Annotated in this window: 13 protein-coding genes; 2 read left to right on the top strand and 11 right to left on the bottom strand. The window is 65.1% G+C overall.

Going from position 1 to position 23,979, the window contains the following annotated elements; all coding sequences use genetic code 11:
- Window positions 1–351: 351 nt before the first annotated feature.
- The gene (locus tag EMO90_RS07420) at window positions 352–2,460 is read left to right on the top strand and encodes a GmrSD restriction endonuclease domain-containing protein (protein ID WP_150353683.1); all 2,109 of its coding nucleotides are present in this window, start codon (window positions 352–354) and stop codon (window positions 2,458–2,460) included.
- 402 nt (window positions 2,461–2,862) lie between these two features.
- Here the strand turns inward: EMO90_RS07420 and acnA are convergent, their stop codons facing one another.
- The 8 genes from acnA to EMO90_RS07380 all read right to left on the bottom strand — a co-directional run bounded on the left by acnA (window position 2,863) and on the right by EMO90_RS07380 (window position 14,692).
- Window positions 2,863–5,577 (bottom strand): aconitate hydratase AcnA, encoded by a 2,715-nt coding sequence (gene acnA / locus EMO90_RS07415; RefSeq protein WP_150353684.1) that lies wholly within the window; start codon window positions 5,575–5,577, stop codon window positions 2,863–2,865.
- 86 nt (window positions 5,578–5,663) lie between these two features.
- The gene (locus EMO90_RS07410) at window positions 5,664–8,183 is read right to left on the bottom strand and encodes a cation-translocating P-type ATPase (RefSeq protein WP_150353685.1); all 2,520 of its coding nucleotides are present in this window, start codon (window positions 8,181–8,183) and stop codon (window positions 5,664–5,666) included.
- Window positions 8,184–8,308: 125 nt separating this feature from the next.
- Window positions 8,309–8,869 (bottom strand): sugar ABC transporter substrate-binding protein, encoded by a 561-nt coding sequence (locus EMO90_RS07405; RefSeq protein WP_150353686.1) that lies wholly within the window; start codon window positions 8,867–8,869, stop codon window positions 8,309–8,311.
- Between the two features lie 87 nt (window positions 8,870–8,956).
- Window positions 8,957–10,285 (bottom strand): class I SAM-dependent RNA methyltransferase, encoded by a 1,329-nt coding sequence (locus EMO90_RS07400; protein ID WP_150353687.1) that lies wholly within the window; start codon window positions 10,283–10,285, stop codon window positions 8,957–8,959.
- 34 nt (window positions 10,286–10,319) lie between these two features.
- Entirely contained in the window at window positions 10,320–11,051 is a 732-nt protein-coding gene (locus EMO90_RS07395; protein ID WP_150353688.1) for a DUF3159 domain-containing protein, read from the bottom strand.
- Between the two features lie 3 nt (window positions 11,052–11,054).
- Window positions 11,055–11,876, bottom strand: a complete 822-nt coding sequence (locus tag EMO90_RS07390) for a DUF3710 domain-containing protein (protein ID WP_150353689.1) — start codon at window positions 11,874–11,876, stop codon at window positions 11,055–11,057.
- 81 nt (window positions 11,877–11,957) lie between these two features.
- On the bottom strand, window positions 11,958–12,815 hold the full coding sequence (locus EMO90_RS07385; RefSeq protein ID WP_150353690.1) for an exodeoxyribonuclease III: 858 nt from the start codon (window positions 12,813–12,815) through the stop codon (window positions 11,958–11,960).
- A complete protein-coding gene (locus EMO90_RS07380) occupies window positions 12,812–14,692 on the bottom strand; it encodes a CocE/NonD family hydrolase (RefSeq protein ID WP_150353691.1) in 1,881 nt (626 codons plus the stop codon). The genes EMO90_RS07385 and EMO90_RS07380 overlap by 4 nt, the downstream gene beginning before the upstream one ends.
- Before the next feature lie 281 nt (window positions 14,693–14,973).
- Between EMO90_RS07380 and EMO90_RS07375 the strand changes: the two genes are divergently transcribed.
- Window positions 14,974–16,431, top strand: coding sequence for a C1 family peptidase (locus EMO90_RS07375; RefSeq protein ID WP_190971965.1), 1,458 nt, complete (start codon window positions 14,974–14,976; stop codon window positions 16,429–16,431).
- 1,014 nt (window positions 16,432–17,445) lie between these two features.
- On the opposite strand, the gene EMO90_RS07370 is transcribed toward EMO90_RS07375, so the two are convergent.
- The 3 genes from EMO90_RS07370 to EMO90_RS07360 all read right to left on the bottom strand — a co-directional run bounded on the left by EMO90_RS07370 (window position 17,446) and on the right by EMO90_RS07360 (window position 23,947).
- Window positions 17,446–19,233, bottom strand: coding sequence for an ABC transporter family substrate-binding protein (locus EMO90_RS07370; RefSeq protein ID WP_150353692.1), 1,788 nt, complete (start codon window positions 19,231–19,233; stop codon window positions 17,446–17,448).
- A gap of 304 nt (window positions 19,234–19,537) precedes the next feature.
- Window positions 19,538–21,307, bottom strand: coding sequence for an ABC transporter family substrate-binding protein (locus tag EMO90_RS07365; protein WP_223849708.1), 1,770 nt, complete (start codon window positions 21,305–21,307; stop codon window positions 19,538–19,540).
- Between the two features lie 570 nt (window positions 21,308–21,877).
- On the bottom strand, window positions 21,878–23,947 hold the full coding sequence (locus EMO90_RS07360) for a dipeptide ABC transporter ATP-binding protein (RefSeq protein WP_223849713.1): 2,070 nt from the start codon (window positions 23,945–23,947) through the stop codon (window positions 21,878–21,880).
- Window positions 23,948–23,979: the final 32 nt, after the last annotated feature.

Here is a 23,979-nt window from a genome sequence, read left to right as displayed (position 1 = left end):
CGGACACCGGTAGCGCGGAGTCGAAGGATCCTTCGTCATTTCGCATTGGTTATTCATCAGTGCGGGAGTGTTAAGGATCCTTCGCTGCGCTCAGGATGACGGGAAGGGCTACCATCACCCCCGAGTGTGTCCCGCCGTCATCCTGAGCGGAGCGCGAAGCGCGGAATCGAAGGATCCTTAATGTTCTGCATATAGTTAAGGATCCTTCGGCTCCGGCTGCGCCTCCGCTCAGGATGACGGGAAGGGCCGCTCAGAATGGCATTCGGCGGACCGAACCCCGCCACATACAGGCGCACTGCTAGTCTGAATGGGCTGGTGGTATCCGCGGAAGGAACGTCGAGGGGAGCCCGCATGTCGATCAGTGCGAAGGAATTGCCGCTGGGCAAGGTGTTCACGCCGGATTTCCGGTTCTTCATCCCCTCGTTCCAACGCGCCTACATCTGGAAGCAGGAGAACATCCTGCAGCTCGTGGACGATCTGCGCGAGGCCGCCGCCACGCCTGAAACCCCGTACTTCCTCGGCTCGCTGATCCTGGTGCGCAGGGGCGGCACCCGGTTCGACGTGATTGACGGCCAGCAGCGCCTGATCTCGCTGTCGATCATCATCGCGGTGCTGCGCGATCTGGAACGCGACCCGGAGTGGATGGGCAAACTGGACGCGCTGCTGGTGGAGCCCGGGGACAAGCTGCGCGGCATCGCGAACGAGCCGCGCCTGACCCTGCGCGAACGGGACGCCGATTTCTTCCGCGATCATGTGCAGGAGAACAACCTCGAACCCGTCTTCGACATGAGCGACGACGATCTGACCACCGGCGCCCAGCGCAACATCATGCGCAACATCAAGTGCACGTACGACGAGCTGGAGCATCTGTCCGAGGACGAGCGGCATGCGTTCGCCTCATATCTGGTCAACCAGGTCACGCTGGTGATCGTCACCACGGACGATCTGGACGGCGCCCACCGCATCTTCGACGTGATGAACATGCGCGGCCTGCCGCTCACCCCGGCGGACGTGTTCAAGGCGCGCGCCACCTCTCCCCTGTCCCCGGCGCAATCCGACGCCTACGCGGAGCGATGGGACGACATCATCGATCCGATCGGGGACGAGCGCGAGTCCGAGGAGTTCTTCGGGTACCTGCATCTGATCCTCACCCACCAGCCCGACACGAACGGCAAGCTGATCGACCGGTTCCTGGCCGACGTGCTGCAGCCGCACATCGACGGCGGCACGATCCCGGCGTTCATCGACAAGATCCTGGCCCCGTACGCCCTGGCATGGCGGATCATCGATCATCCGTCCGAGACGATCCTGCCCGCCGAGGCGACCGATCGGCTGGAATCGCTGGACGACTACCGCAATCGTGAATGGCGTGCCGTGGCCATGTGGACGCTGGTCCATTCGTTCTCCAAACTGGGCGATCCGGAGATCTCCCCGTTCATCCGCCGCGGTGCGCGATCGGCCCGCCGTCAGGTCACGGTCGCCGATCTGGGCTTCCATGACGCCGATCGGCTGGTGGCGGTGCTCGACGCGCTGGAGCGCTTCACCGGAGTGCAGACGCTGAACCGAACCAACCCCGGGGACCGCCGGGGCTTCGTCACCGCTGTGATCCGCGATCTGGACCGGGGACTGCCGCTGCAATCGGTGCGCCGCCTGTCGTTCATCCCCGCGGACGATCGTGCGGGGGCGCTGGTCCGCCTGCACGGCGACATGCAGGACGACGACGATTTGGTCCGGCTGCTGTTGCTGCGCGCGAACGATCAGAAGGCCGGCCGCCATCTGAGCCGGCCCCGCCTGTTCAGCGCGATGCCGATCATGCCGCTCAACATCGAGCGCACACACTCCTACGGGGACTGGTCGCAGGAGCAGCACGACCATTGGGTCACGCGCTTGGGCAACATGACGCTGGTGCAGGGCAAGGCCAAGGAGCTCGACGATCATCCCGAATATCCCGATCGCCGCGAACGCATCCTGATGCGCGCCAATTCCCGCCGCTTCCCGCTGACGGACGAGCTTGAGCGGTACAGCGCCTGCACCCCGCAGATGATCCAGAGCCGGCAGGAGGAGACGATCCGCTTGATCGCCGACTATTGGGGCATCCGCTACGACGAACGCAGCACGGACATGACCGCGAAGGATGTGGACGAGCTGATCCACGAGACCGCCGTGAAGCCGTCGCGCGGATCGCGACGCGTGACCATCCTCCAGGTGATGAGGGCTGGTCTGATCACGCCCGGCGAAACGCTGGTGTGGGAGCGGCCGCGCAAGGGCGAGCGATGGGTGGCCACGGTGACCGAATCGGGCAAGTTCCGCCTGCAGGACGGCTCCGAATATGCCTCCCCCACCGCGGCGGCACGCGCGGCGGCCGGCGGCAAGGGCAGCGGCGGCCTTGAAGTGTGGAAGCGGTCGTCTGATGGCCGCAAGCTCTCCGAGATCTGGAAGGAATTCCGTCAGCGGTCCTGAGCGGGTCGGTTGGCGGCCAATGCAGCAGTCCGAACCGCCCAAACCGTAACGGTTTTACAAAACATGCCGTTTACGAGGGGTTTCCCGGTTCGTTCTGTAACGGCGTTACAGAACGAACGTATTAGAACGTATTAGAGGGGTCTTCGCGGTCCGTTTTGTAAAACCGTTACAGAACGGACCGCAAGCGGTACTCCAAACCGCACTTTTTGTAAAAAAGTTACAAATTGAACCGGAACGACCCGAGTAACCCAAGTAACCCGAGCAACCCCGAATCCGGCCCCGCATACACAATGAGCGGATCCGATGCGCTGCAACCCCAAATGGGCCCGCAGGACATCGGATCCGCTCATTTTGCGTGGGCAGCTCGCATGGGCACCCGGGCACCGGGCGCTCGGAACGCGACTACTTCATCAGGTTGCGCAGCACGTACTGCAGGATGCCGCCGTTGCGGTAGTAGTCGGCCTCACCGGGGGTGTCGATGCGGACCACCGCGTCGAACTCGGTTTTGGAGCCATCCTGATGCGTGGCGGTGACGTGCACGGTCTTCGGGGTGACGCCCTCGTTCAGGGCCTCCACGCCGGAGATGTCGTACGTCTCGGTGCCGTTGAGGCCCAGGGACTCGTAGGACTCGCCCTCGGGGAACTGCAGCGGCAGCACGCCCATGCCGATCAGGTTGGAGCGATGGATGCGCTCGAAGCTCTGCGTGATCACGGCCTTGACACCCAGCATGACCGTGCCCTTGGCGGCCCAGTCGCGCGAGGAGCCGGTGCCGTATTCCTTGCCGGCGAGCACCACGAGCGGCACCTTGTTGGCGATGTAATCCTCCGACGCCTCGAAGATCGTGGTGGGCTTCTTGGACAGGAAGTCGTAGGTGAAGCCGCCGGGCGTCACCTCCTCGCCCACCGAGGCGAGCAGCTGGTTGCGCAGGCGGATGTTGCCGAACGTGCCGCGGACCATGATCTCGTGGTTGCCGCGCCTGGAACCGTAGGAGTTGAAGTTCTTCTGCTCCACGCCGCGCTCGGTCAGGTACCTGCCGGCGGGGCTGGAGGCCTTGAACGCGCCTGCCGGGGAGATGTGGTCGGTGGTCACCGAGTCCCCCAGCAGCGCGAGCACGCGGGCGCCGTGGATGTCGCTGACCGGTTCGGGCTTGGCGCTCATGCCATCGAAGAAGGTCTGGCGGCGCACGTACGTGGACTTCGGATCCCATGCAAACCGCTCGCCTTCGGGCACGTCGAGGCTCTTCCAGCGCTCATCGCCGTCGAACACGGAGGCGTAGTCCTTGACGAACATCTCGCGGCTGATCGTCTCCGAGACCACGCGGTCGATCTCCTCGTTGGACGGCCAGATGTCCCTCAGGTACACGTCCTTGCCGTCGGAGCCCACGCCGAGCGGCTGGGTTTCGAAGTCGAAGTCCATCGTGCCGGCGAGCGCGTAGGCGATCACCAGCGGCGGCGAGGCGAGGTAGTTCATCTTGACGTCCGGGCTGATGCGGCCTTCGAAGTTGCGGTTGCCGCTCAGCACGGCCGTGACAGTCAGATCGTTCTCGTTGATGGCCTTGGAGATCTCCGGCAGCAGCGGGCCGGAGTTGCCGATGCAGGTGGCGCATCCGAAGCCCACGAGCTCATAGCCCAGCGCGTCCAGATCGTCCTGCAGGCCGGCCTTGGCCAGATAGTCGGCCACGACCTGCGAGCCGGGGGCAAGGGAGGTCTTGACCCACGGCTTGGGCTTGAGGCCCTTGGCGTGCGCGTTGCGGGCGATCAGGCCGGCGGCGACCATGACGGACGGGTTGGAGGTGTTGGTGCAGGAGGTGATCGACGCGATCGCCACATCGCCGTTGTCCAGATCGAAGTCGCCACGGAAGCTGGTGGAGACCGGCACGGACTCCTGCGCGGTCTTCTCGGTCTCGTAGGCCGGCAGGGTCTTTTCGAACACGGGCTTGGCCTCGGCGAGCACGATGCGGTCCTGCGGGCGCTTCGGGCCGGCGATGGACGGCACGACGGTGCCCAGATCCAGCTCCAGATACTCGGAGTACTTGGGCTCCACATAGTCCGGCGCGGAGGCGTCCCCCCACAGCTTGTTGGCCTTCGCGTAGGCCTCCACCAGGGCGACCTGCTCGTCGGAGCGGCCGGTCAGGCGCAGGTAGTCCAGCGTGACGTCGTCGATCGGGAAGATGCCGCAGGTGGAACCGAACTCCGGGCCCATGTTGCCGATCGTGGCGCGGTTGGCCAGCGGGACGGAGGCGATGCCCTCGCCGTAGAACTCCACGAACTTGCCCACCACGCCGTGCTTGCGCAGCATGTCGGTGATCGTGAGGACCACGTCGGTGGCGGTGACGCCCTCCGGGATGGAGCCGGTGAGCTTGAAGCCCACCACGCGCGGCACCAGCATGGAAATGGGCTGGCCCAGCATGGCCGCCTCGGCCTCGATGCCGCCCACGCCCCAGCCGAGCACGCCCAGGCCGTTGACGGTGGTGGTGTGGGAGTCGGTGCCCACGCAGGAGTCGAGGTAGGCCAGATCGCGGCCGTCGTCCAGACCGGTGTCCGCCGCGGCCTTGGTCATGACCACCTTGGCCAGGTACTCGATGTTGACCTGGTGGATGATGCCGGTTCCCGGCGGCACCACGCGGAAGTTGCGGAAGGCCTGCTGGCCCCAGCGCAGGAACTGGTAGCGCTCGCCGTTGCGCTGGTACTCGATGTCCATGTTCTGCTGGAGGGCGTCCGCGGTGCCGTACTTGTCGATCTGCACGGAGTGGTCGATCACCATGTCCGACTGGACCTGCGGGTTGATGACCTCCGGGTCGCCACCGAGGTCGGCCACCGCGTCGCGCATGGTGGCGAGATCCACCACGCAGGGCACGCCGGTGAAGTCCTGCATCACCACGCGCGAAGGGGTGAACTGGATCTCGTGGCTTGGCTGCGCGTCCGGGTCCCAGTCGAGCAGCGCCTTCACGTGCTCGTCGGTGATGTTCGCGCCGTCGATGTTGCGCACCAGGTTCTCGACCAGCACCTTCAGCGAGTAAGGCAGGTGGTCGATCCCAGGCAGGTCGGCGATGCGGTAGTAGTCGAAGTCCTTCTCGCCCACCTTCAGGGTGGCGAGCTGATCATCGCGAACGGACATGCTTCCTCCGTGCTTCGAGGGTCGTATCAAAACGAATAACGGTACGATTATCCGGCCCTTGTGGGTCGAATACGTAACGGATAACTCTAGCGTGTCGCGATGGCTCGTGCGATAATCCGCCAAATCATGGGCACAATCCACAGGCATAGGAAGAACACGGCCACGGATCCGCCCATCGCGATGAGCGTGGCGGGGATCAGTCGGCCCTGCGGCACCACGAGCGCGAAGAAGCCGCGCACGAACGGGATGAACATGCCGATCACGCCCGCCGCGGCGAACACCGCCACCAGAATGCCGCGCCATCCGTTGAGCGGCTGGGCCACGCGGCCGAGCACGAACACGCCCATGACGAACAGGATGATCGCGCAGGTGGCCCGCAGATCCGCCAGATCCGCCGCGGAGTCGTCCACGTTCCAACCCATCACGCCGGGCAGGAACCATGCGGCCATGAGCACCGACGCGGCCGTGGCCACGCCGCCGGGCAAGGCGAAGTGGACCACGCGCCTGAGGAATCCCGGGATGTAGCGCCGGGTGTTGGGCGCGAGCGCGAGGATGAACGCTGGCATGCCAATGGTCAGGGCGCCGATGTACGTGATGTGCCGGGGCAGATACGGGTACGGGATGCCGGTGAGCACCACGGCCAGCGAGATGAGCGCCGAGTAAACGGTCTTGACCAGGAACAGACTCGCCACACGCTCCATGTTGGCCATGACCTGGCGTCCTCTGGCCACCACATCGGGCAGATGGGAGAACTTCGAATCGACGAGCACCACCTGCGCCACGGCCTTGGTGGCGGAGGCGGCGTTGCCCATCGCGATGCCCAGATCGGCCTCCTTGAGCGCCAGGGCATCGTTCACGCCGTCGCCGGTCATGGCCACCACATGGCCCTGGGTGTGCAGGGCCTCAACGATCGCCTTCTTCTGATCGGGCAGCACGCGGCCCAGCACGTCCACGCCTTCCAGCACGCGGGCCAGCTCGTTGACGTCGCTCGGCAGATCGCGCGCGTCCATGGCCACGGGCCTCTCGTCGCCGGTCAGGCGCACCTTGCGGGCGATCGCGCCCACGGTGACCGGGTTGTCGCCTGAGATCACGCGGCAGCGCACGCCCTGCTCGCGGAACCACGCCAGCGTCTCCTCGGCATCGGGACGGATGCGCTCGGAGCAGAGCACCAGAGCGACAGGGCGGGCGCCGTGGATGATGCGCGGACTCGCGGCGAAGTCTTTGGGATCGGCGGCGAGGCCGGCATCAGCCTTGGCGATGAGCAGCACGCGATTGCCATCGGCGGCGTACCCGTTGACCTGATCCAGCACCCCGGACCAATCGCCGCTGAACGCGGAGACAAGCACCTCGGGGGCTCCCATGTACCACAAGGATCCATGCTCCACCACGGCGCTCCACTTGCGGGCGGAGGAGAACGGCACGCGGGCGTCCACCGCTCCGGCGGAGAAGCCCTCGTCGCGCAATCCGGCAAGCACGGCCTGACCGGTGCCGTTGGGCTGTTCCTCGTTGGCCAGATCGTACAGCGCCTGCTTGGCCGCACGCGCGCTCCCCGCTCCGCCGTTGCCCGCGGATGCTCCCGGCCCTCCCTGCTCCACTGGCTCCTCCAGCAGCACGATCCGGCTGAACGCGATGCCGCCGTCGGTGATCGTGCCGGTCTTGTCCAGATTCAGGCAATCCACGCGGGCCAGCGTCTCCACCGACTCCAGCTCCTGCACCAGCGTGTTCTTGCGCGCGAGCCTCATGGCCGCAAGCGCGAAGTTCACCGAAGTGAGCAGCACCAGGCCTTCGGGGATCATGCCCACCACGCCGGCCACCGCGGAGACCACGGCCGCACGCCACTCACCCGTGGCGATCGCATGGTCCCAGCCGCCCACCGCGCGGATCTGCGACCAGATGAGCAGCACGCACAGCGGCACCACCAGGAACGTCATGGCCTTGAGGATCGTGTTGATGCCGCGCGTCAGATCGGAAATCGTCTTCTTGTAGACCTTCGCCTGCGCGGTGAGCGTGGCCGCGTAGCTGTGCTCGCCCACCGCCTCCACGCGCGTCAGGGCCATGCCGGAGACGGCCGTGGAGCCCGAATAGACCTGATCGCCCTCCTTCTTGCGCACGGTGCGCGATTCGCCGGTGAGCATCGACTCGTCCAGCTCCAGACCCCATGTGGCGACGATCCGCGCGTCGGCCGGCACCTGGTCGCCCGATCGGATCCACAGCAGGTCGTCAAGGACGATCTGGTCGTGCTGGACCTCCACATCTTCGCCGTCGCGCCGGACCACATAGTTCGAGGCGACGAGGATGGACAGCTTGTCCAGCGTGCGCTTGGCCTTCAGCTCGGTGACGATGCCGATGCCTGTGTTGATGATGATCACGAAGCCGAAGACCGAATCCCTCCACGACCCGGTGAGCAGCACCATGACCATGGCCGCGAGGATGATGCCGTTGAACAGCGTGAACACGTTGGCGCGCACGATCTGCCCGATCGAACGCGACGACTGGGTCTTCACCTTGTTGGTCTGGCCGTTCTGCTCGCGCTGGACCACCTCCCTCGCGGTGAGTCCACGTTCGTCGGTCTGCGGCATGCTGATTGCGCCCGTCGTATTCGTCATGCCTTCAAGCCTAGCGTGGACCGATCCCCCGCACCCGCAAATGCGGCATTCGGTACACGCCCGTTGACCCGGCGGGCCTCGATCCGTCCAATCTCAGTCCGTTGAGCCCTCAGCTTGTTGAGCCCTCAGCCCAGCCGCACGGGCATGGTCTTGGGATGGGCGTGGTCGTCGATGACCTGGATGGAGGCGTCGAGGATAGTGGAGGCGGAGGCGTCGTCGGTCACGGTGAAGATGGCCGCGTAGAGGGTCTCGTCAAGGGTGACGGGAGCCGTGGGGTCCACCAGAATGACCGGGTAGCCGGCCTCGCGGGCCACCTTGAGGCCTTCGGCCCACTGGTTCACGTCGTTCGGCCCGATCATCACGGCGGACAAGTTGCGGTTGGTGGCGTCGATGATCGCGCGGTTGCCGGATGCGGCGTCCACGCCCTGCATCGACATGTACGCGGTGTTCAGTCCGGCGGCCTGCAGCGCGTCCACGATCGGACGGTCAGCGGACGAATCGGACGCGCCGATGTAGATCACGACCGCGTCGGACACGTCCACGCCATCATGCTGGATGGCCGGTTCGGTGGCCTGCGTGTCGCCCACGGCCACGCCCTTCGGCACGCATCCGGCCGTCAGCGAGACGAGCGCCGTGGCGCATGCGATCGCGGCCAGCACGCGCCGGGTACGGATGAATGATGCCATCGTCCTCCTTGCCATCGTCATGGTATGCGATTGTATCCGGCCGGCCGTATCGGAGCCGGCCAAGCCATCCAGATCGATCCGCCCGCGTCAGGCCTTGCGGGTCCTGCTAAACAGGGCGATCGTCTCGACGTGGTGGGTCATCGGGTAGATGTCGAACGCGCGGATGAAGGCCACCTCATACCCCAGCGAGGCGAAAGTGGCGGTGTCGCGCGCCAAGCTGGTCGGATCGCAGGCGATGTAGGCCACGGCCGGCGCACCCGATTCGGCGATCTGCCGGCACACCTTCGCGCGGGCTCCGGCGCGCGGCGGATCGAGCACCACCATGTCCGGACGGGACAGGTCGTGCGGGACGTTGCGCAGCGTGGCCGCGACGTCGCCGCAGCGGGCGTCCACGTTGTCCAAACCGGCCTCGCGCAGATTGCGGCGCGCATGATGAACGGCCTCGGGCGCGCCCTCCACGGTGAGCATGCGGGTGCGCGGCGCGGCCAGCGCGGCCATGGGCAGGGAGAACAGGCCGGAGCCGGAGTACAGGTCCCACAGCACGGCCGATTCGCGACTGCCCAGCACCTCATGCACCAGCGACATCACATGGGCGGGCAGACGCATGGGGGCCATGCGATGGATCTGCCAGAAGCCGGAGGAGGCCACGGAGTACGCGAAATCATGGCCCTCCACGCTCATGCGCTCGGTGAGGTCCGCGACGCCGGAGACGATCTCGCCGCCCACCAGCACGGCGAAGTTGCCGTCGTCGGCCGCGTTCGCGTCATCGGCACCGGTGCGTCCGGCACCGGAATCGCCGTCGCCCAAGCGGGGCTCGGGAGCCGCGATGCGGATCTGCGCGCCGGGCGTGAACCCGCCGTCCCACACATGCTCGCGATCGGCCACGTCCAGCAGGCGATTGGTGGCCAGCGGCATGCCATCCAGACGCACGCGGGTGTGTGATCCGCGCCGGCGCATGGAGGCATAGCCCTCCTCGTCTGCGATCAGCTCGATGCGCGTGCGCCAATGGAGACCACCCAGACCATTCGGTTCGGCCTCGTCGCCGGGCATGCGCTCCACGGTCACCTCGCCCACATCGACATGTCCGAGTCGGCGCATCTGCTCGCCGATCGTCGTGGCCTTCCACTTGAGCTGGCCTTCGAGCGAGACATGCACCAGATCGGCGCCGCCCACCCCGCCGTCCATGGCGAGCGGCCCGGCCAGCGGCCACGCGGGTTCCACGCGGTCGGGACTGGGTTCCAGCACCTCGGTGACCTCGGCGGTCCAGAAACGGTCGTCCCGGTCGTGCGGCTCGTCAAGCTCGATGCGCACGAGCTCGCCGGGCAGCGCGAAGCGGACGAACACCACGCGCCCGTCGATATGCGCCACGCAGCGGCCCTGATCGGCGTACCGTTCGATGCGGACCTCGGCCTCCATGTCTGTGCGGATTCCTTTCGTTGTGTTGTTGGCTCTACTCGTTCGTGTCGCTATGCTCGTTCACGTTGCTTTGCGCGGCCGCCGCCCTGGCTTTGTGCCGCATGAGCGGCGTGGCGATGATCAGATAGGACACCCAGATGGCCAGCGCCCAGAACGGGATGCCCATGATGAGCCTCGCGACGCCCAGCGCGGCCACGTTGTTGGTCAGGTACAGCGGTACCTGCACCACCAGACGCAGTCCGAACAGGCCGGCCCACATCGCGGTGGTGATCATGTACGCCTTCCACAGCGCCTTGTCCCCGCGCCAGTCAGCCAGCCAGCCCTTCAAATCCGATGTGGGCAGCGTGCGGATGAATTCCACCATGAGACCGAGTCCCGGCACGCGCACGATCATGGACAGGGACAGCAACACCAGATACACGGCGTTCGTGATGAAGCCGAAGGTGTAGTAGTTGCGGGCCTCATGGCTCTTCCACGCCCAGACAAGGCAGATGCCCACGGCGATGAGACCGCTCAGCGCGCCGATCAGCGACTGCCGCTGGGCAAGCCGGACAAGCACCTGCACGCCGGCCAGCACCGCCGAGACGATCACCGTGAGCTGGAGGTTCGAGGTGACGATGAACATCACCACGAACACCAGACCCGGCAGCATCGATTCGATGACGCCGCGCGGGCCTCCGATCGCGTCGATGACGGAGAAGTCCCCGTCATCGCCCGCGGTGGCGAGCGATGCGAGTCCGGTGCGCTTGTTCGTTTGGCCGGACAACGGTCAGCGGACCTCCGAGAACATGGGGCCGCGGGACAGCGTGGTCTTGACCTCGGTCTGGTGGTCGGAGTTGAACGGGCCCTTGGGCTGGCCGGGGATCTCGGCCGCGCCTTCGCCGTTCTCGCCGGCCTCGGCCTGCTCGGCCATCGCGCGGCGCTGGGCCGGGGTGATGGGCGGGTGCATGGGGATCATGTCGCGCGGGGCGAGCGGTTCCTCGCCGCGGGCCACCACGATCTTGGTGAAGTACTCGTCGAGCACGTCCTTCTGCTCCTCGCCGTCGACCGCGGCCTTGCCGGCGAAGATGCCGCGCAGCATCCAGCGAGGGCCGTCCACGCCCACGATGCGGGTGAGCACGGTGCCGTTCTGCAGGTGCACGGGCAGCAGCAGCTCCTTGCCGAAGGTGCCGTCGATCTCCTGGGCCTCCTTGTTTGCCTCGAGCAGGTCGGCGCGCACGTCATCCCACAGTCCCATGGTCTTGGGGGCCGCGTAGGCCTCAAGCTCCAGGCTGGAGTTGCCCACGGTGATCACGGCGCCCACCACGGCGTTCGATGCGCGGTCGGCCTTGAGGCGCAGGGCGGCGTTCTCGTACTGCATGGGGATCATGGGCAGGAAGAGGGAGCCGATGTCCAGGTACTCGTCGTAGTCCGGGATGTTCTCGTCGTCCACATCCCACGGACCGGTGGTGTCCCCGCGGCCGGCGAACACGCCCGGCTGGGCCTCCTCGGCGTCATCCGAGGCCTCCACGGCGGTCTCGGCCGCCTTGTCCTCGGGCTCGGCGACGTCCTCGTCCTTGTGCTTCTTCTTGCCGAAACCAAACAGTCCCATAATTCCTCGTTTCGTACCGTCTGTCGTGCGGGTAACCCTGAACAGCCTAGCACCCCGCGCTGATTGAATCGGACGCCCCGATCACACGTCGTAGGTGATGGTCAGGGGTGCATGATCGGACCATCGGGCGTCGTAGGTGGGCGCCTTGTCGATCACGAAGCCACGGGCCGTCTCAGCCAGCTCCGGCGTGGCGAACTGGTAGTCGATGCGCCAGCCCACGTTGTTGTCGAACGCACGGCCCCGCTGGCTCCACCAGGTGTAGGGGCCCTGGATGTCGCCGGCCAGATCGCGCATCACGTCCACGAACTCGTACTCGCCGAGCCACCTGTCCACATAGGCGCGCTCGGCGGGCAGGAATCCGGCGTGGTTCACGTTGGCCTTGGCGTTCTTGATGTCCAGCGGGGTGTGGGCGATGTTGAAGTCGCCGCACAGCACGGCCTGCCTGCCGCCGCGGGCCGCCTCGTCGCGCAGATCGGCGAGCCGGGATCCCATGGCGTCGAGAAAGCGGAACTTCTGGGACATCTTGACCTCGTCGTCGGCGTTGCCGGCGTGCACGTACACGCAGACGACGGTGACCGTGTAGCCCTGGGGCGTGACCACATCGGTCTCCACCCAGCGGCCGGAGTCCACGTCCTCCGAAAGTCCGGGCAGTCCGATGCGGCGATCGACCACCTGGAGGTCGGTCAGCAGGGCCACGCCGGCGCGGCCCTTGACGCGGCACACCTCGTTGACGCGCGCAAGGCCCTCCGGCCCCGCGGTTTTGCCGGTGGCCGCATAGGCGTCCGCGAAATAGTCGAGGATCGGGTCGAGCTCGTTCTGCGGGGCGCGGACCTCCTGCATGCACCAGACGTCGGGCGTGTTGGCGCGCGCCCACGCGTCGATGCCCTTGCGCTTGGCCGCGCGGATGCCGTTGACGTTGGAGGTGGTGACGGTGATCATGCGGCGGCCCCCGCGGGCTGCACGGCCTGCGCGGACGTCGGAACCGTCGCGATCGGCAACGTAAGGCGCAGGGCCTTGATGTCCACGTCGAAGTCGGACTCGGGGACCTTGGCCAGGCGCGTGGTGTTGTTGGCGATCTGCAGGGCCAGCCGGTGGCCGGCGCGCACGGTCCAGTCGGTGGCGAGCAGATCGATGTCCACATCGAACCACTCCCCCGTGGGCGTGGGGGTGAAGGCGCTGAATCCGGCGGCGTGCGCGGTGGCGATCCAGCCGCGCGTGACCACATGCTCCACCTCGTTGGAGCGGCGGGGCACGCACACCGGGTAGGTGGGCTTGTCCTCCGGGGACGACTGGCCGCAGGTGCGGGTCTCCTTGAGCGGGACGAGCGCCTGAAGGTCCGGGTTGATCTGCACGTAATTGCCTTCGCCGTATTCGATCAGCTGCACGGTGAGGTTGGTGTCCGGCGCGGTGGCCTTCACCCTCAGATGGACGTGCGGGGTGCCGGAAAGGTGCGCGTCCGCGGGGAGCGGCTCGCCCACGGCCAGCAGACGGTCCTCGTGGGGCTTGAAGGCCTCGACGAGCGGAGTGAGCTCCTTGATGCGGCCGGCGGAGAAGTGGGCGGTCGCGGCGGGTTCGGCGGCGGATTGCTCCAAGGAATCGGCCGGAACCAGCGCGCCGGAGGCCGTGATGCCCCACGCCTGATCGCGGGTGCCCGGCACCGGCCAGCTGGCGTAGTCGCGCCACACGCCGTCCGCATCCTCCACGGAGGCGACCGGCTCGTCCATGATCCCGTTGTCCACGCCGAGCAGCCAGTGGTCGAACCAGCGGTTGAGCGTGCGCACCCATTCGTGGTGGCGCACGTCGAACGGATCGTCATGGCCGTACTGGTGCAGCCAGATCTTGCGCGGCACGCCCGCCTCGCCCAGCGCCTGCCAGTAGCGGTCCACCTGGTTCATCATCACGTTGAGGTCGTTGACGCCGTGCACCAGAAACACGCTGGCCTTGAAGTCGGCCGCGTGGGCGCGGTAGTTGCGCTCGCCCCAGAACGGCTCGTTGTAGGATCGGTGCTCCTTGTCGCCGCCCTCCTTCATGCCCTTGTAGCCGTCCGGCGCGGTGGTGAAGCGCTGGAGCTTGCCGTTGGCGGTGGACTGGAGGTACTCGGCGAAGTTGTAGGGCTCGTACCAGCCGCCGTCGGCGTCGTCGCCGTCCAGCAGGCAGCCGTTCGGGTGGTACCAGTCGTACTGGCTGGAGATGGCGGAGATCGGCACGATCGTCTTCAGGCCCTCGATGCCGGTGGCGGCCATGCCGTTGGCCAGCGAGCCGTCGTACGACTTGCCGATCGCCGCCACGGAGCCGGTGCACCAATCGGCGTAGGCGCGGTTGGCGTCGCTGCGGTCGTCGCGCGTCCAATAGGCCTTGGCCCGTCCGTTGACCCAATCAACCACGGCGTTGCAGGAGGCGATGTCCTTGCGGCCGCCGATGTCGCAGAAGCCGTCGGACAGGGCGGTGCCGGATGTGTCCGGCATCACGACCGCGTAGCCGCGCGGCACGAAGTAGTTGTCGTAGAAGAACGGGTACTGCACCAGCGGGCTGTTCCACTTGTCGTCCTCATGCAGGTATTTCTTCTGGTCGTTGTGGCGATCGAGGCGCTCGTAATACGGGCTCGGATCCATGATGACCGGCACCTTGGCCACGCCGTCGAGCTCACGCGGGCGGATGATGTCCGCGCGGACCAGATCGTTCCGCCCATCGCCATCGCCGTCGAAGGGCAGCTCGATGTACACGAACTGGCGGATCGCCTCCTCGTAATTGAACAGCTCCTCGGTGACGCCGTCCCCGCCGACGCGGAATGGTTCGATTCTGGTCTCCTCGCTCATATGCGCTCCTTGTTTCCGATCGTCCGATCGTTCATGACCGTCAACGCTGCCATCGTAGCCGCACCGAGTTACGCAGGCCGGGATTGACGGCACGATCGGGCCACTGTGCGGGCCATAGTGCGGGCCACGCTGCGATCCGCATTGCGATCACATTGCGATCCGCCTTACGGACGGGGACGCGGACACCGAAGCCGCGCGTTCACACGCCGCGGGTAGACTGCTGGGGTTGTATGGGCCGCGAAGGCCCGAAAGCCAATGCATCCGAAGAAAGGAAGCACCCTATGTCCCAGGCCCAGCCTGAAGCCCTGGCCATCACGCCGGAGCAGCTCAAGCAGTACTCCGAGGCGTTCAACGCGGACCGCGCCAACCTGGTGGCCGCCAACGCCACGGTCTCCAACGGCATCCTCGAGGCCGCCACCGCCTATCAGGGCGTGCGTGCGCTGCCCCGCACGTTCTCCGTGGAGCTCAAGCAGGGGTCGATCACCAACCAGGAGCGCTCCGGCCGCTGCTGGATGTTCGCCTCGCTGAACACGCTGCGCTACGAGCTGATGCACAAGTGGAACCTCGAGGACTTCGAGTTCTCGGAGAGCTACCTGTTCTTCTACGACAAGCTGGAGAAGGCGAACTACTACCTGGAGAACATCCTCAAGACCCTGGACGAGCCGACCGACAGCCGTCTGTTCCAGGAGGTCAACGGCTACCCGGTGGGCGACGGCGGCTGGTGGCAGATGTTCGTCAACCTTGTGAAGAAGTACGGTCTGGTGCCCAAGGACGCCTACCCGGAGTCCGCGAACTCGCGCAATTCCGAGGCGTTCGAACAGTATCTCAAGACCAAGCTGCGCGAATTCGCCATCACGCTGCGCGAAGGTCACAAGGCTGGCAAGTCCGTGGAGGATCTGCGCACCGAGAAGACCGAAATGATGGCCACCGTGTACCGCATCTGCGCGATCGCGATGGGCGAGCCGCCGGCGGCCTTCGACGTGCTGCTGCGCACGAAGGACGATGACAAGGACGGCAAGGACGGCAAGGCCAAGGACAGCGCCAAGGACGCCGCCAAGAAGGACGATGACGCCAAGAAGTCCGGCAAGTCCGGCATCGACGACCGCAAGCAGATCGTGGAGCACGGCATCACGCCGCAGGAGTTCTACGCCAAGTACGTGGGCGAGGATCTGGACGACTTCGTCTCCCTGACCAACGCCCCGCTCGCCAACCGCCCGTACTACCAGCGCTATGAGCTGGCGTGGGACGGCAACGTGGCCGAAGCCGGCGGCATGGAGTTCGTCAACGTGCCGCTCGAGGTGTTCCGCAAGGCCGCCGTGGACCAGCTCAAGGCCGGCCACCCGATCTGGTTCGCCTGCGATTGCACCCAGTTCTCGCTGCGCAAGGCCGGCATCTTCGACAAGTCCACCGTGCGCGTGGACACGCTGTTCGGCACCGATTTCGATCTCGACAAGGCGCAGGGTCTGGAGTACCAGGACAGCCCGTCGAACCACGCCATGACCCTCACGGGCGTGAACCTGAACGAGGCCGGCGAGCCCGACCGCTGGAAGGTTGAGAACTCCTGGGGCAAGGACAACGGCGTGGACGGCTACTACGTGGCGTCCGGCGAGTGGTTTGACCGCTTCGTGCAGGAGCTGATCATCCGCAAGGAGTATCTGGACGAGGCCACCACCAAGGCGCTGGAGACCGAGCCTGTGGTGCTCCAGCCGTGGGAGCCCATCTCCCGCATGTGCCGCTGAGCGAAGTCAGCCTAGGCCGGAAGGACGGGTAGCCCGTCATCCTGAGCGAAGGCGAAGCCGGAGTCGAAGGATCCTTAACCTTGTGCGCACGAAGTTAAGGATCCTTCGACTTCGCCCTTCGGGCTTTGCTCAGGATGACGTGGGGCCGGGCTCAGCGTTCAGGATGAGAGAACCGAATCTCTCACCGAACAGTGACCGGGCGTGCGCTGTGACCGGGCGTGTGACCGGTGTGCGTTGTGACCGGGCGTGTGACATGGTGTGCCCATTCCCGGTCACAGGGACTTCAAAATGGCTTCATTTCAACGTTTCTGACACCCCGTGACCGGGCGTGTCCACACCTTGTCACGCTCCCGGTCACAACGCACACCGGGTCACACTCCCAGTCACACACCGGGTCACACCCCGGCCATGTCGAGTCCCGGAACCGGCCTGATCTGACCAGTTCTGCCCAGTTCGTGCCCGGTACGCGCCCGCTTGGTCCCAGCTCTTACCCGCTTGCCTCGCAAACTGGGCAGATCGGGCTTCCCGCCGCGCAAACTGGGCGAATCTTGCCGTCTAAGGGCCGAAAATCGGTCGCAGAATACCGGATCTGCCCAGTTTGCGAATCCAACGTCCGGATCTGCCCAGTTTGTGAGTGGAGCGGTGTGGTGGAGTACTGCAGGGGCCTCGCCGCCGTCATCCTGAGCGTAGCGAAGGATCCTTGGCCATTACTCACAAAGTCCATTACGCACAAAGTCATAGTGCAGAAGGTAAAGGATCCTTCGACTCCGCTGCGCTTCGCTCAGGATGACGGGGCAAACCACCGTTTCACTCAGGATGACGGGCAAACCACCGTTTCGCTCAGGATGACAGCGGGACCGGCTTACGCTCCACTCAGGATGGCTGAGGGCCGACTCGTGCGGCTCTCATGACGGCGGACCGACAATACGAAAGGGCCCCGCGGAATCCTCAATGGATTTCGCGGGGCCCTTGTCAATGCTGCCGAAACGTCAGCGGGCGCTCAAGCCGTCAGGCTCAGGCCTCCCAACCGATGTTCTCGGTGTGGTTGCCCAGACCCATGGACAGGATGGAGGCGTAGCCAGCGGGGCCGTAGTTGGCCAGGCCCTTCTTGCACGCGAACATCACGACGCCGTTCTCGAACGGAATCTGGGTGTAGAGCTGCATGAACTCCTTCTCGGCCTTGTTGAACAGGTCGATGGCGGTCTTGGAGTCCTCGGTCTGGACGATCTGCTTGAGCTGGTCGTCAACCTCCTTGGAGCCGACGTAGCCGTAGTTGGACTCGCTATCGGAGCCGTACAGCTGGTAGGCGGAGGAGGAGTAACCGAACGGATCGGAGGCGGACCAGCCAAGGCCGATCATGTCCCAGTTGCCGGAGGTCACGGTCTTGGAGAACTCGTTGGAGGCCTTGATGTCGATGTCGATCTTGATGCCGGCGTCCTTGGCCATCTTCTGAATGGCCTGGGCGAGGGCCTTGGTCGTCGCGGAGTCGGAGAAGGTGGTGTAGGTGAAGCCGGCGGTCTTGCCGTCCTTGGCGTAGTAGCCATCGGAGCCCATGGTGTAGCCGGCGGCCTCAAGGGTCTTCTTCGCGTTGTCGGTGGAGAAGGCGGAGTCGGAGGGCATGTTGTCCTCATAGCCGGACTGGAACTGCGGCATGATCACGGAGCCCGGGACCTTTTCCTCCCAGGACAGGCCGTTGAAGCTGATCTTCTGCAGCTGGGAACGATCCACAGCCTGGACGAAGGCCTTGCGCAGGTTCACATCGGAGGTGTTCGCGCCCTTGCCGTTGATGGTCAGGGTGGAGACGCCGGAATCGTAAGCGCGACGCAGGTAGGCGCCCTCAACGGTCTTGGCGGTGGCCAGACGATCGGCGGTGCCGACGCCGGTGCCGTCGATCTCGCCGTTCTTGAAGGCGTTGATGGAGGCGGAGGGCTCCATCTGCTTGTAGGTCACGGAATCCAGCAGCGGCTTGTCGCCCCACCACTTCTCGTTCGGCACGAAGGTGATGTGGTTGTCGTCGAACTCCTTGATGGTGTACGGGCCGGCGCCCCACTCATCGGCGTGCGGGTTCTTGGACCAGCCGGTGGTGTAGGTGTCAGCGGACTTGTCCAGATCGGACTCGTCGTACGCCATGGACGGGTACAGCTGCTGGAAGACGGCCTGATACGGGTAGAACTTGTTCTTGAAGGTGACGACGGCTTCCTTGTCATTGTCGCCGGCCTTCACGGACTCGATGGAGTCGTAGCCGGTGGTGATGGCCGGGGAGAACTTGTTGGACTCGCCGTTGGAGACCTTCCACGTGGAGTAGAAGTCCTTCCAGGTGATCGGGGTGCCGTTGTTCCAGGTCGCCTTGTCGTTGATGGTGAACTTGATGGTCTCAGGATCGGAGGAGGTCTCCTCGACCTTGGTCACGAAGTTCGTGTTCGGGGTGGCCTCGGAGCCGTCCACGGAGTAGTCCCAGATGGTGGGCATGTAGTACTTCCAGATGGCGGACATGTACGTGGTGTTGCCGTTGACGGACAGCGCGTTGAAGTCCGGGCCGATCTCGGTGATGGCCAGGGTCAGGGTGCCACCCTGCTTCAGGGCGGAGCGGTCCTTCGGGTTGTTGTACGCCTTGGTGGCGTCGGGCATCGGGTAGGACTCCTGGTTGATCGGGGTGCCTTCCTGAGGCTCGGTGGTGGTCGTGTCGTTCTTCACGGTGGCGTTGGTGTTGGCGCCGTTGCCGCCGCAGGCAGCCAGGGAGACCAGAGCCGCCACGGAGGCGAGCAGGGCCGTGGCCTTGCGCATAGTGGGTGCAAACTTCATAAGTGTTGCATTCCTCTCATCCGAACGGCATGAGTTGCGCATGCCGTCCTCTCCATTTCCATTTCACGCAACTGAACCGTGAGCATACACCATGTTTTATGTCTTGTATATTTCAGGTTGGTGTGGTATAAGGGCGATCCATCGTTGTACTTCCGCGGCATCCGCGTACGGCACACTGTAAAAAAGGGCGGATTCCTCACAGAGAAGGAATCCGCCCAAATTGTCCATTATGTGAACATTGCCGGTGTTTGATTCAAGTTCACCGCCTGTTCACGCTCGGCTTACCTGCAATCGTCACCCGATCTCACTCGGTCCAGCCGATGTCCTCGGTGTGGAAGAGCGGGGTGCCGTAGGAGCTGGTGGCGAATCCGGCGGGGCCGAAGTTGGCCAGACCCTTCTTCACGGCCATGGTGATGGGCGGCGCGGAGTACGGGATCTGGGCGTAGAGCTTCTGCGCCTCCTTCTCGGCCTCGTTGAAGGTCTTGATCGCCGTGGCCTTGTCCTTGGTGGAGGTGATGGACTGCATCTTCTGGTCGATCTCCTCACTGCCCGCGAACGAGTAGTTGGAATCGGAGGTGGAGCAGTAGATCTGGCAACCGTACACGTAGTTGAACGGGTCGCCGGAGCCCCAGCCGAGTCCCAGGATCTCGAAGTTGCCGGAGGACAGCGTGGTCGTGAAGTCGTTGGACGCCTTGATGTCGCCCTCGATCTTGATGCCCGCGTCCTTGCCCATCTTGATGATGGCGTTCGTGATGGCCTTGGTGGTGGGCGAATCGGAGAACGTGGTGTACTTCAGCTCCAGCGTCTGGCCATCCTTGGCATAGTAGCCATCGGAGCCCAGCGTGTAGCCGGCTGCCTCCAGCGTCTTCTTGGCGTTATCCGTGGAGAAGGCCGCGTCGGCGGGGACGTTGTCCTCATAGCCGGACTGGAAGGTGGGCAGCAGCACGGAACCGGGCATGGCGTCCGGGGTCCACTCGGTGCCGGAGTAGCCAATGTTGGCGAGGCTCTGGCGGTCGATCGCCTGAACCAGCGCCTTGCGCACGTTAATGTCCGGGACGGTCTTGGTGTTGATGGTGTAGGTGCTCACCGAAGTGCCGTAGGCGCGGCGGATCTGCACGTTGTCCATGGACTTGACGGTCTTGAGCTTGTCCGCGGAGCCGGCGCCGGCGGCGTCGATCTCGCCGTTCTTGAAGGCGTTGATCTCGGCAGAGTCCTCCATCTGACGGAAGGTGACCTTCTCCAGCTTCGGCTTGTTGCCCCACCACTTCTCATTGGGCACGAACACCACTTCGGTGTCGGAGGAGGATTCGACCTTGAACGGACCGGCGGCCCACTCGGAGTGCGGGTTCTTCTGCCAGCCGCTGGTGAATACATCAGCCGAGGCGGACTGCGGGGGCAGCAGGCTGGAGAACAGCGTTTCGACCGGGTAGAACTTGGTCTTGAACGTGACCTTGACTTCCTTGTCCGTGGAACCGCGCTCCACGGAGGCGATGTCGCGGTAGCCGTCGGTGGAGGCCGGCGAATAGTTGGAGTCCTCGCCGTTCATGGCCTTCCAGGTGGCCACGAATGCCGTGTAGTCGATCGGCGTGCCGTCGTTCCAGGTGGCCTTGTCGTTCAGGGTGTAGGTGACGACCTCGGGGTCCTCGCTGGTGACCTCGTACTTGGTCAGGTAATCGGTGTTCGGCTCCACCGTGCCGCCGTCGGGCGAGTAGGTGAACAGCTGAGGCATGTAGAACGCCCACAGATCGCCCATGTCCACGGAGTTGCCGGATGCGGAGAACTTGTTCCAATCGGGGCCGATCTCACCGATCGCCAGCGTCAGGGTGCCGCCGTCCTTGACCTTGTCCCGGTCGGTGGGGTTGTTGTAGGCCTTGCCCTGCGCCGGCTTCGGGAAGGTGCCGGAGTAGTTCGACGGCACGCCTTCCTGCGGCTCCTCGGTGATCGCGGTGCCCGTGCCCGAGCCCGTGGCCGACGTATTGCCGCTGCCTCCGCACGCGGCAAGCGAGACCAGCGTGGCGATGGACGCGACGAGCGCCATGGCCTTGGTGGCCTTCGATCCGAATCCCATACCCATAAGAGATGTCCTTTCTCTGTGGACCCGCGGCGGTGAGATGTTTCATCTCACCGTGTGATCGCGGAATTGGTTTGGAGTATGGGCCCCGATCGTTATGGTTGCGTTACGGGACGATGAACTGGGCGGTTTTCCCTTGGATGTTGCCGGCGTTTCCCTTGGAATTTCAAGAGAATTGCGCTAGTCCACATCTATGTCCACATATTGGGCCATCGCTGCTCATTTTGCGGTGAACAATGCCCAGAATGAGCGGATCCGATGGCTGACTGGGACGGAACCGGCTTCATCACATCAGATTTGCTCATTCTGCGCCCGCCGGATCACAGAATGAGCAGATCGGATGACTGACAGCACTCCAAGAGGTCCCGCCACATCAGATTTGCTCATTCTGCCGCAATCGGAACACAGAATGAGCAAATCCGATGGGCAACAGCGCTCCAAGCCAAGGGCAAACCACAAGGGCACACCACAGGCGGGCCGCAACAAGCCGCAAGACAGCAAAAGGGCTCCCCTCCGAGGAAGGGAGCCCAGTATGCGCGCAACCATCAGGGAACGCGCGGAGAGCCTGGTCGATCAGAACGCGGATTCCGCGGTCACCGCCAGCGGGAAGTGGCAGGCGAACTCGGACTGGTTCTGGTCATCGCCACGCAGCGTGGGGCGCTGGCCGTCGCACATCTGCTGCTGCGCGGGGCTCAGCGTGAGCTTCACGGGGCAGCGGGAGGCGAAGCGGCAGCCCGGATGATGCTCGGCCGGGCTGGGCAGATCGCCCTTAAGGATGATGCGGCTGCGGGTGCGCTCCACCACCGGATCCGGCACCGGGATGGCGCTCAGCAGCGCCTGGGTGTACGGATGGCGCGGGTGGGTGAACACGTCCTCGGTCTCGCCGAGCTCCACCACCTGGCCGAGGTACATCACGGCCACGCGGTCGGAGATTTGGCGGATGACCGCCAGATCGTGCGCCACGAACAGGTAGGAGATCTTGAGCTTGGCCTGCAGGTCCTCCAGCAGGTTGATCACACCGGCCTGAATGGACACGTCCAGCGAGGCGATCGGCTCGTCCAGCAGCAGGACCTTCGGGTCCGTGGCCAGAGCGCGCGCGATCGAGATGCGCTGGCGCTGACCGCCGGAGAACTGGGTCGGGAAACGATCCACGTAGTCCGGGTTGAGGCCCACCAGCTCCATCAGCTCGCCAATGCGGTGGTTGATCTTCTCCTTGTCCCACTTGTGGACCTTGAGCGGCTCGGCCAGCACGTCGTAGACGGTCATGCGCGGGTCGAGGGAGCTCATCGGGTCCTGGAAGATGATCTGCAGGTCCTTGCGCAGGGCCTTGCGGTCGCCGCGGCCCTTGAGCGTCGCCAGATCATGGCCGAGCACGACGATCCTGCCGTCCTCCGGCTTCATGAGGTTCATGATCTCCATCAGCGTGGTGGACTTGCCGGAGCCGGACTCGCCCACGAGGGCCAGCGTCTCGCCCTGGCGGATCTTGAACGTCACGTCGTCCACGGCGGACACGCGGCCGATCGTACGGCGGAACATGCCGCCGCCGGTGAGCGGGAAGGTCTTGACGAGGTGCTCCACCTCGAGGGTGACCGGACGCTGGTCGCGCGGCACCTCGGCCCACTTGGCGGGCAGCATCTCCGGAACCGGGAACACATCCGTGTACTTCATGTTCTTGGAGACGATCTCGTTGAGCCTGCGGCAGGAGGCGAGGTGGCCGTTGGTCGCGTCCACCACCTCCAGGTTCGGCTCGGCCTGCGAGCACTCCGGGGTGGCCAGCGGGCAACGCGGGGAGAACGGGCATCCGGCGGGGATGTCCACCAGCGACGGCGGGTTGCCCTGGATCGGCACGAGCCGCTGGGAGGCGGCCACGTGCGGCTTCGGCACGGCGCCCAGCAGACCCATGGTGTAGGGCATGGAGGGCTTGGCGAAGATGTCGTCGATGCTCGCGCGCTCCACCGGACGGCCCGCGTACATCACCAGGATGTCGTCGGCGGCGCCGGCCACCACGCCAAGGTCATGGGTGATGAGCACAACGGCGGCGCCGGTCTCCTTCTGGGCTTTGGCGAGGACGTCGAGGATCTGCGCCTGGATGGTCACGTCGAGGGCCGTTGTGGGCTCGTCGGCAATGATCACATCCGGGTTGTTGGCGATCGCGATGGCGATCATCACGCGCTGGCGCATACCGCCCGAGAACTGGTGCGGGAAGCTGTTGAGGCGCTCCTCCGGCTGCGGGATGCCCACTAGGTCGAGCAGTTCGATGCAGCGGTCGTGGACGGCCTGCTTGCTCATGTCCGGATGATGGGTGATGAGGCCCTCGGCGATCTGATCGCCGATCGTGAACATCGGGGTCAGGGCGGACAGCGGGTCCTGGAACACCATGGCGATGTGCTCGCCGCGGATGACGCTCATCTCCTCGTCGGTCTTGCCCACGAGCTCGACGCCGTTCATCTTGATGGAGCCGGTGACCTTGGCGTTGTCGTCCAACAGGCCGATCAGGCTCAGGGCCGTCACGGACTTGCCGGAGCCGGACTCGCCCACGATGCCCAGCGTGCGACCGCGCCACAGGTCGAAGTTCACGCCGCGCACGGCACGGCAGACGCCGGCCTCGGTGGCGAAGGACACGTGCAGGTCGCGCACCTGCATGATCGGGTCGCCCTTCGGGGCGCCCTTGGGAC

The sequence above is a fragment of the Bifidobacterium vespertilionis genome, assembly GCF_008698145.1.
GTDB classification, from domain to species: domain Bacteria; phylum Actinomycetota; class Actinomycetes; order Actinomycetales; family Bifidobacteriaceae; genus Bifidobacterium; species Bifidobacterium vespertilionis.
Note: the sequence above shows the minus strand (reverse complement) of the source record. Positions and strands in the feature narration are given on the sequence as shown.

Excerpts from the sequence above, each read along its gene's own strand:
- EMO90_RS07420 (WP_150353683.1), top strand. The coding sequence starts at position 352 with ATGTCGATCAGTGCGAAGGAATTGCCGCTGGGCAAGGTGTTCACGCCG.
- acnA (WP_150353684.1), bottom strand. The coding sequence starts at position 5,577 with ATGTCCGTTCGCGATGATCAGCTCGCCACCCTGAAGGTGGGCGAGAAG.
- EMO90_RS07410 (WP_150353685.1), bottom strand. The coding sequence starts at position 8,183 with ATGACGAATACGACGGGCGCAATCAGCATGCCGCAGACCGACGAACGT.
- EMO90_RS07405 (WP_150353686.1), bottom strand. The coding sequence starts at position 8,869 with ATGGCATCATTCATCCGTACCCGGCGCGTGCTGGCCGCGATCGCATGC.
- EMO90_RS07400 (WP_150353687.1), bottom strand. The coding sequence starts at position 10,285 with ATGGAGGCCGAGGTCCGCATCGAACGGTACGCCGATCAGGGCCGCTGC.
- EMO90_RS07390 (WP_150353689.1), bottom strand. The coding sequence starts at position 11,876 with ATGGGACTGTTTGGTTTCGGCAAGAAGAAGCACAAGGACGAGGACGTC.
- EMO90_RS07385 (WP_150353690.1), bottom strand. The coding sequence starts at position 12,815 with ATGATCACCGTCACCACCTCCAACGTCAACGGCATCCGCGCGGCCAAG.
- EMO90_RS07380 (WP_150353691.1), bottom strand. The coding sequence starts at position 14,692 with ATGAGCGAGGAGACCAGAATCGAACCATTCCGCGTCGGCGGGGACGGC.
- EMO90_RS07375 (WP_190971965.1), top strand. The coding sequence starts at position 14,974 with ATGTCCCAGGCCCAGCCTGAAGCCCTGGCCATCACGCCGGAGCAGCTC.
- EMO90_RS07370 (WP_150353692.1), bottom strand. The coding sequence starts at position 19,233 with ATGAAGTTTGCACCCACTATGCGCAAGGCCACGGCCCTGCTCGCCTCC.
- EMO90_RS07365 (WP_223849708.1), bottom strand. The coding sequence starts at position 21,307 with ATGGGTATGGGATTCGGATCGAAGGCCACCAAGGCCATGGCGCTCGTC.
- EMO90_RS07360 (WP_223849713.1), bottom strand. The coding sequence starts at position 23,947 with ATGCAGGTGCGCGACCTGCACGTGTCCTTCGCCACCGAGGCCGGCGTC.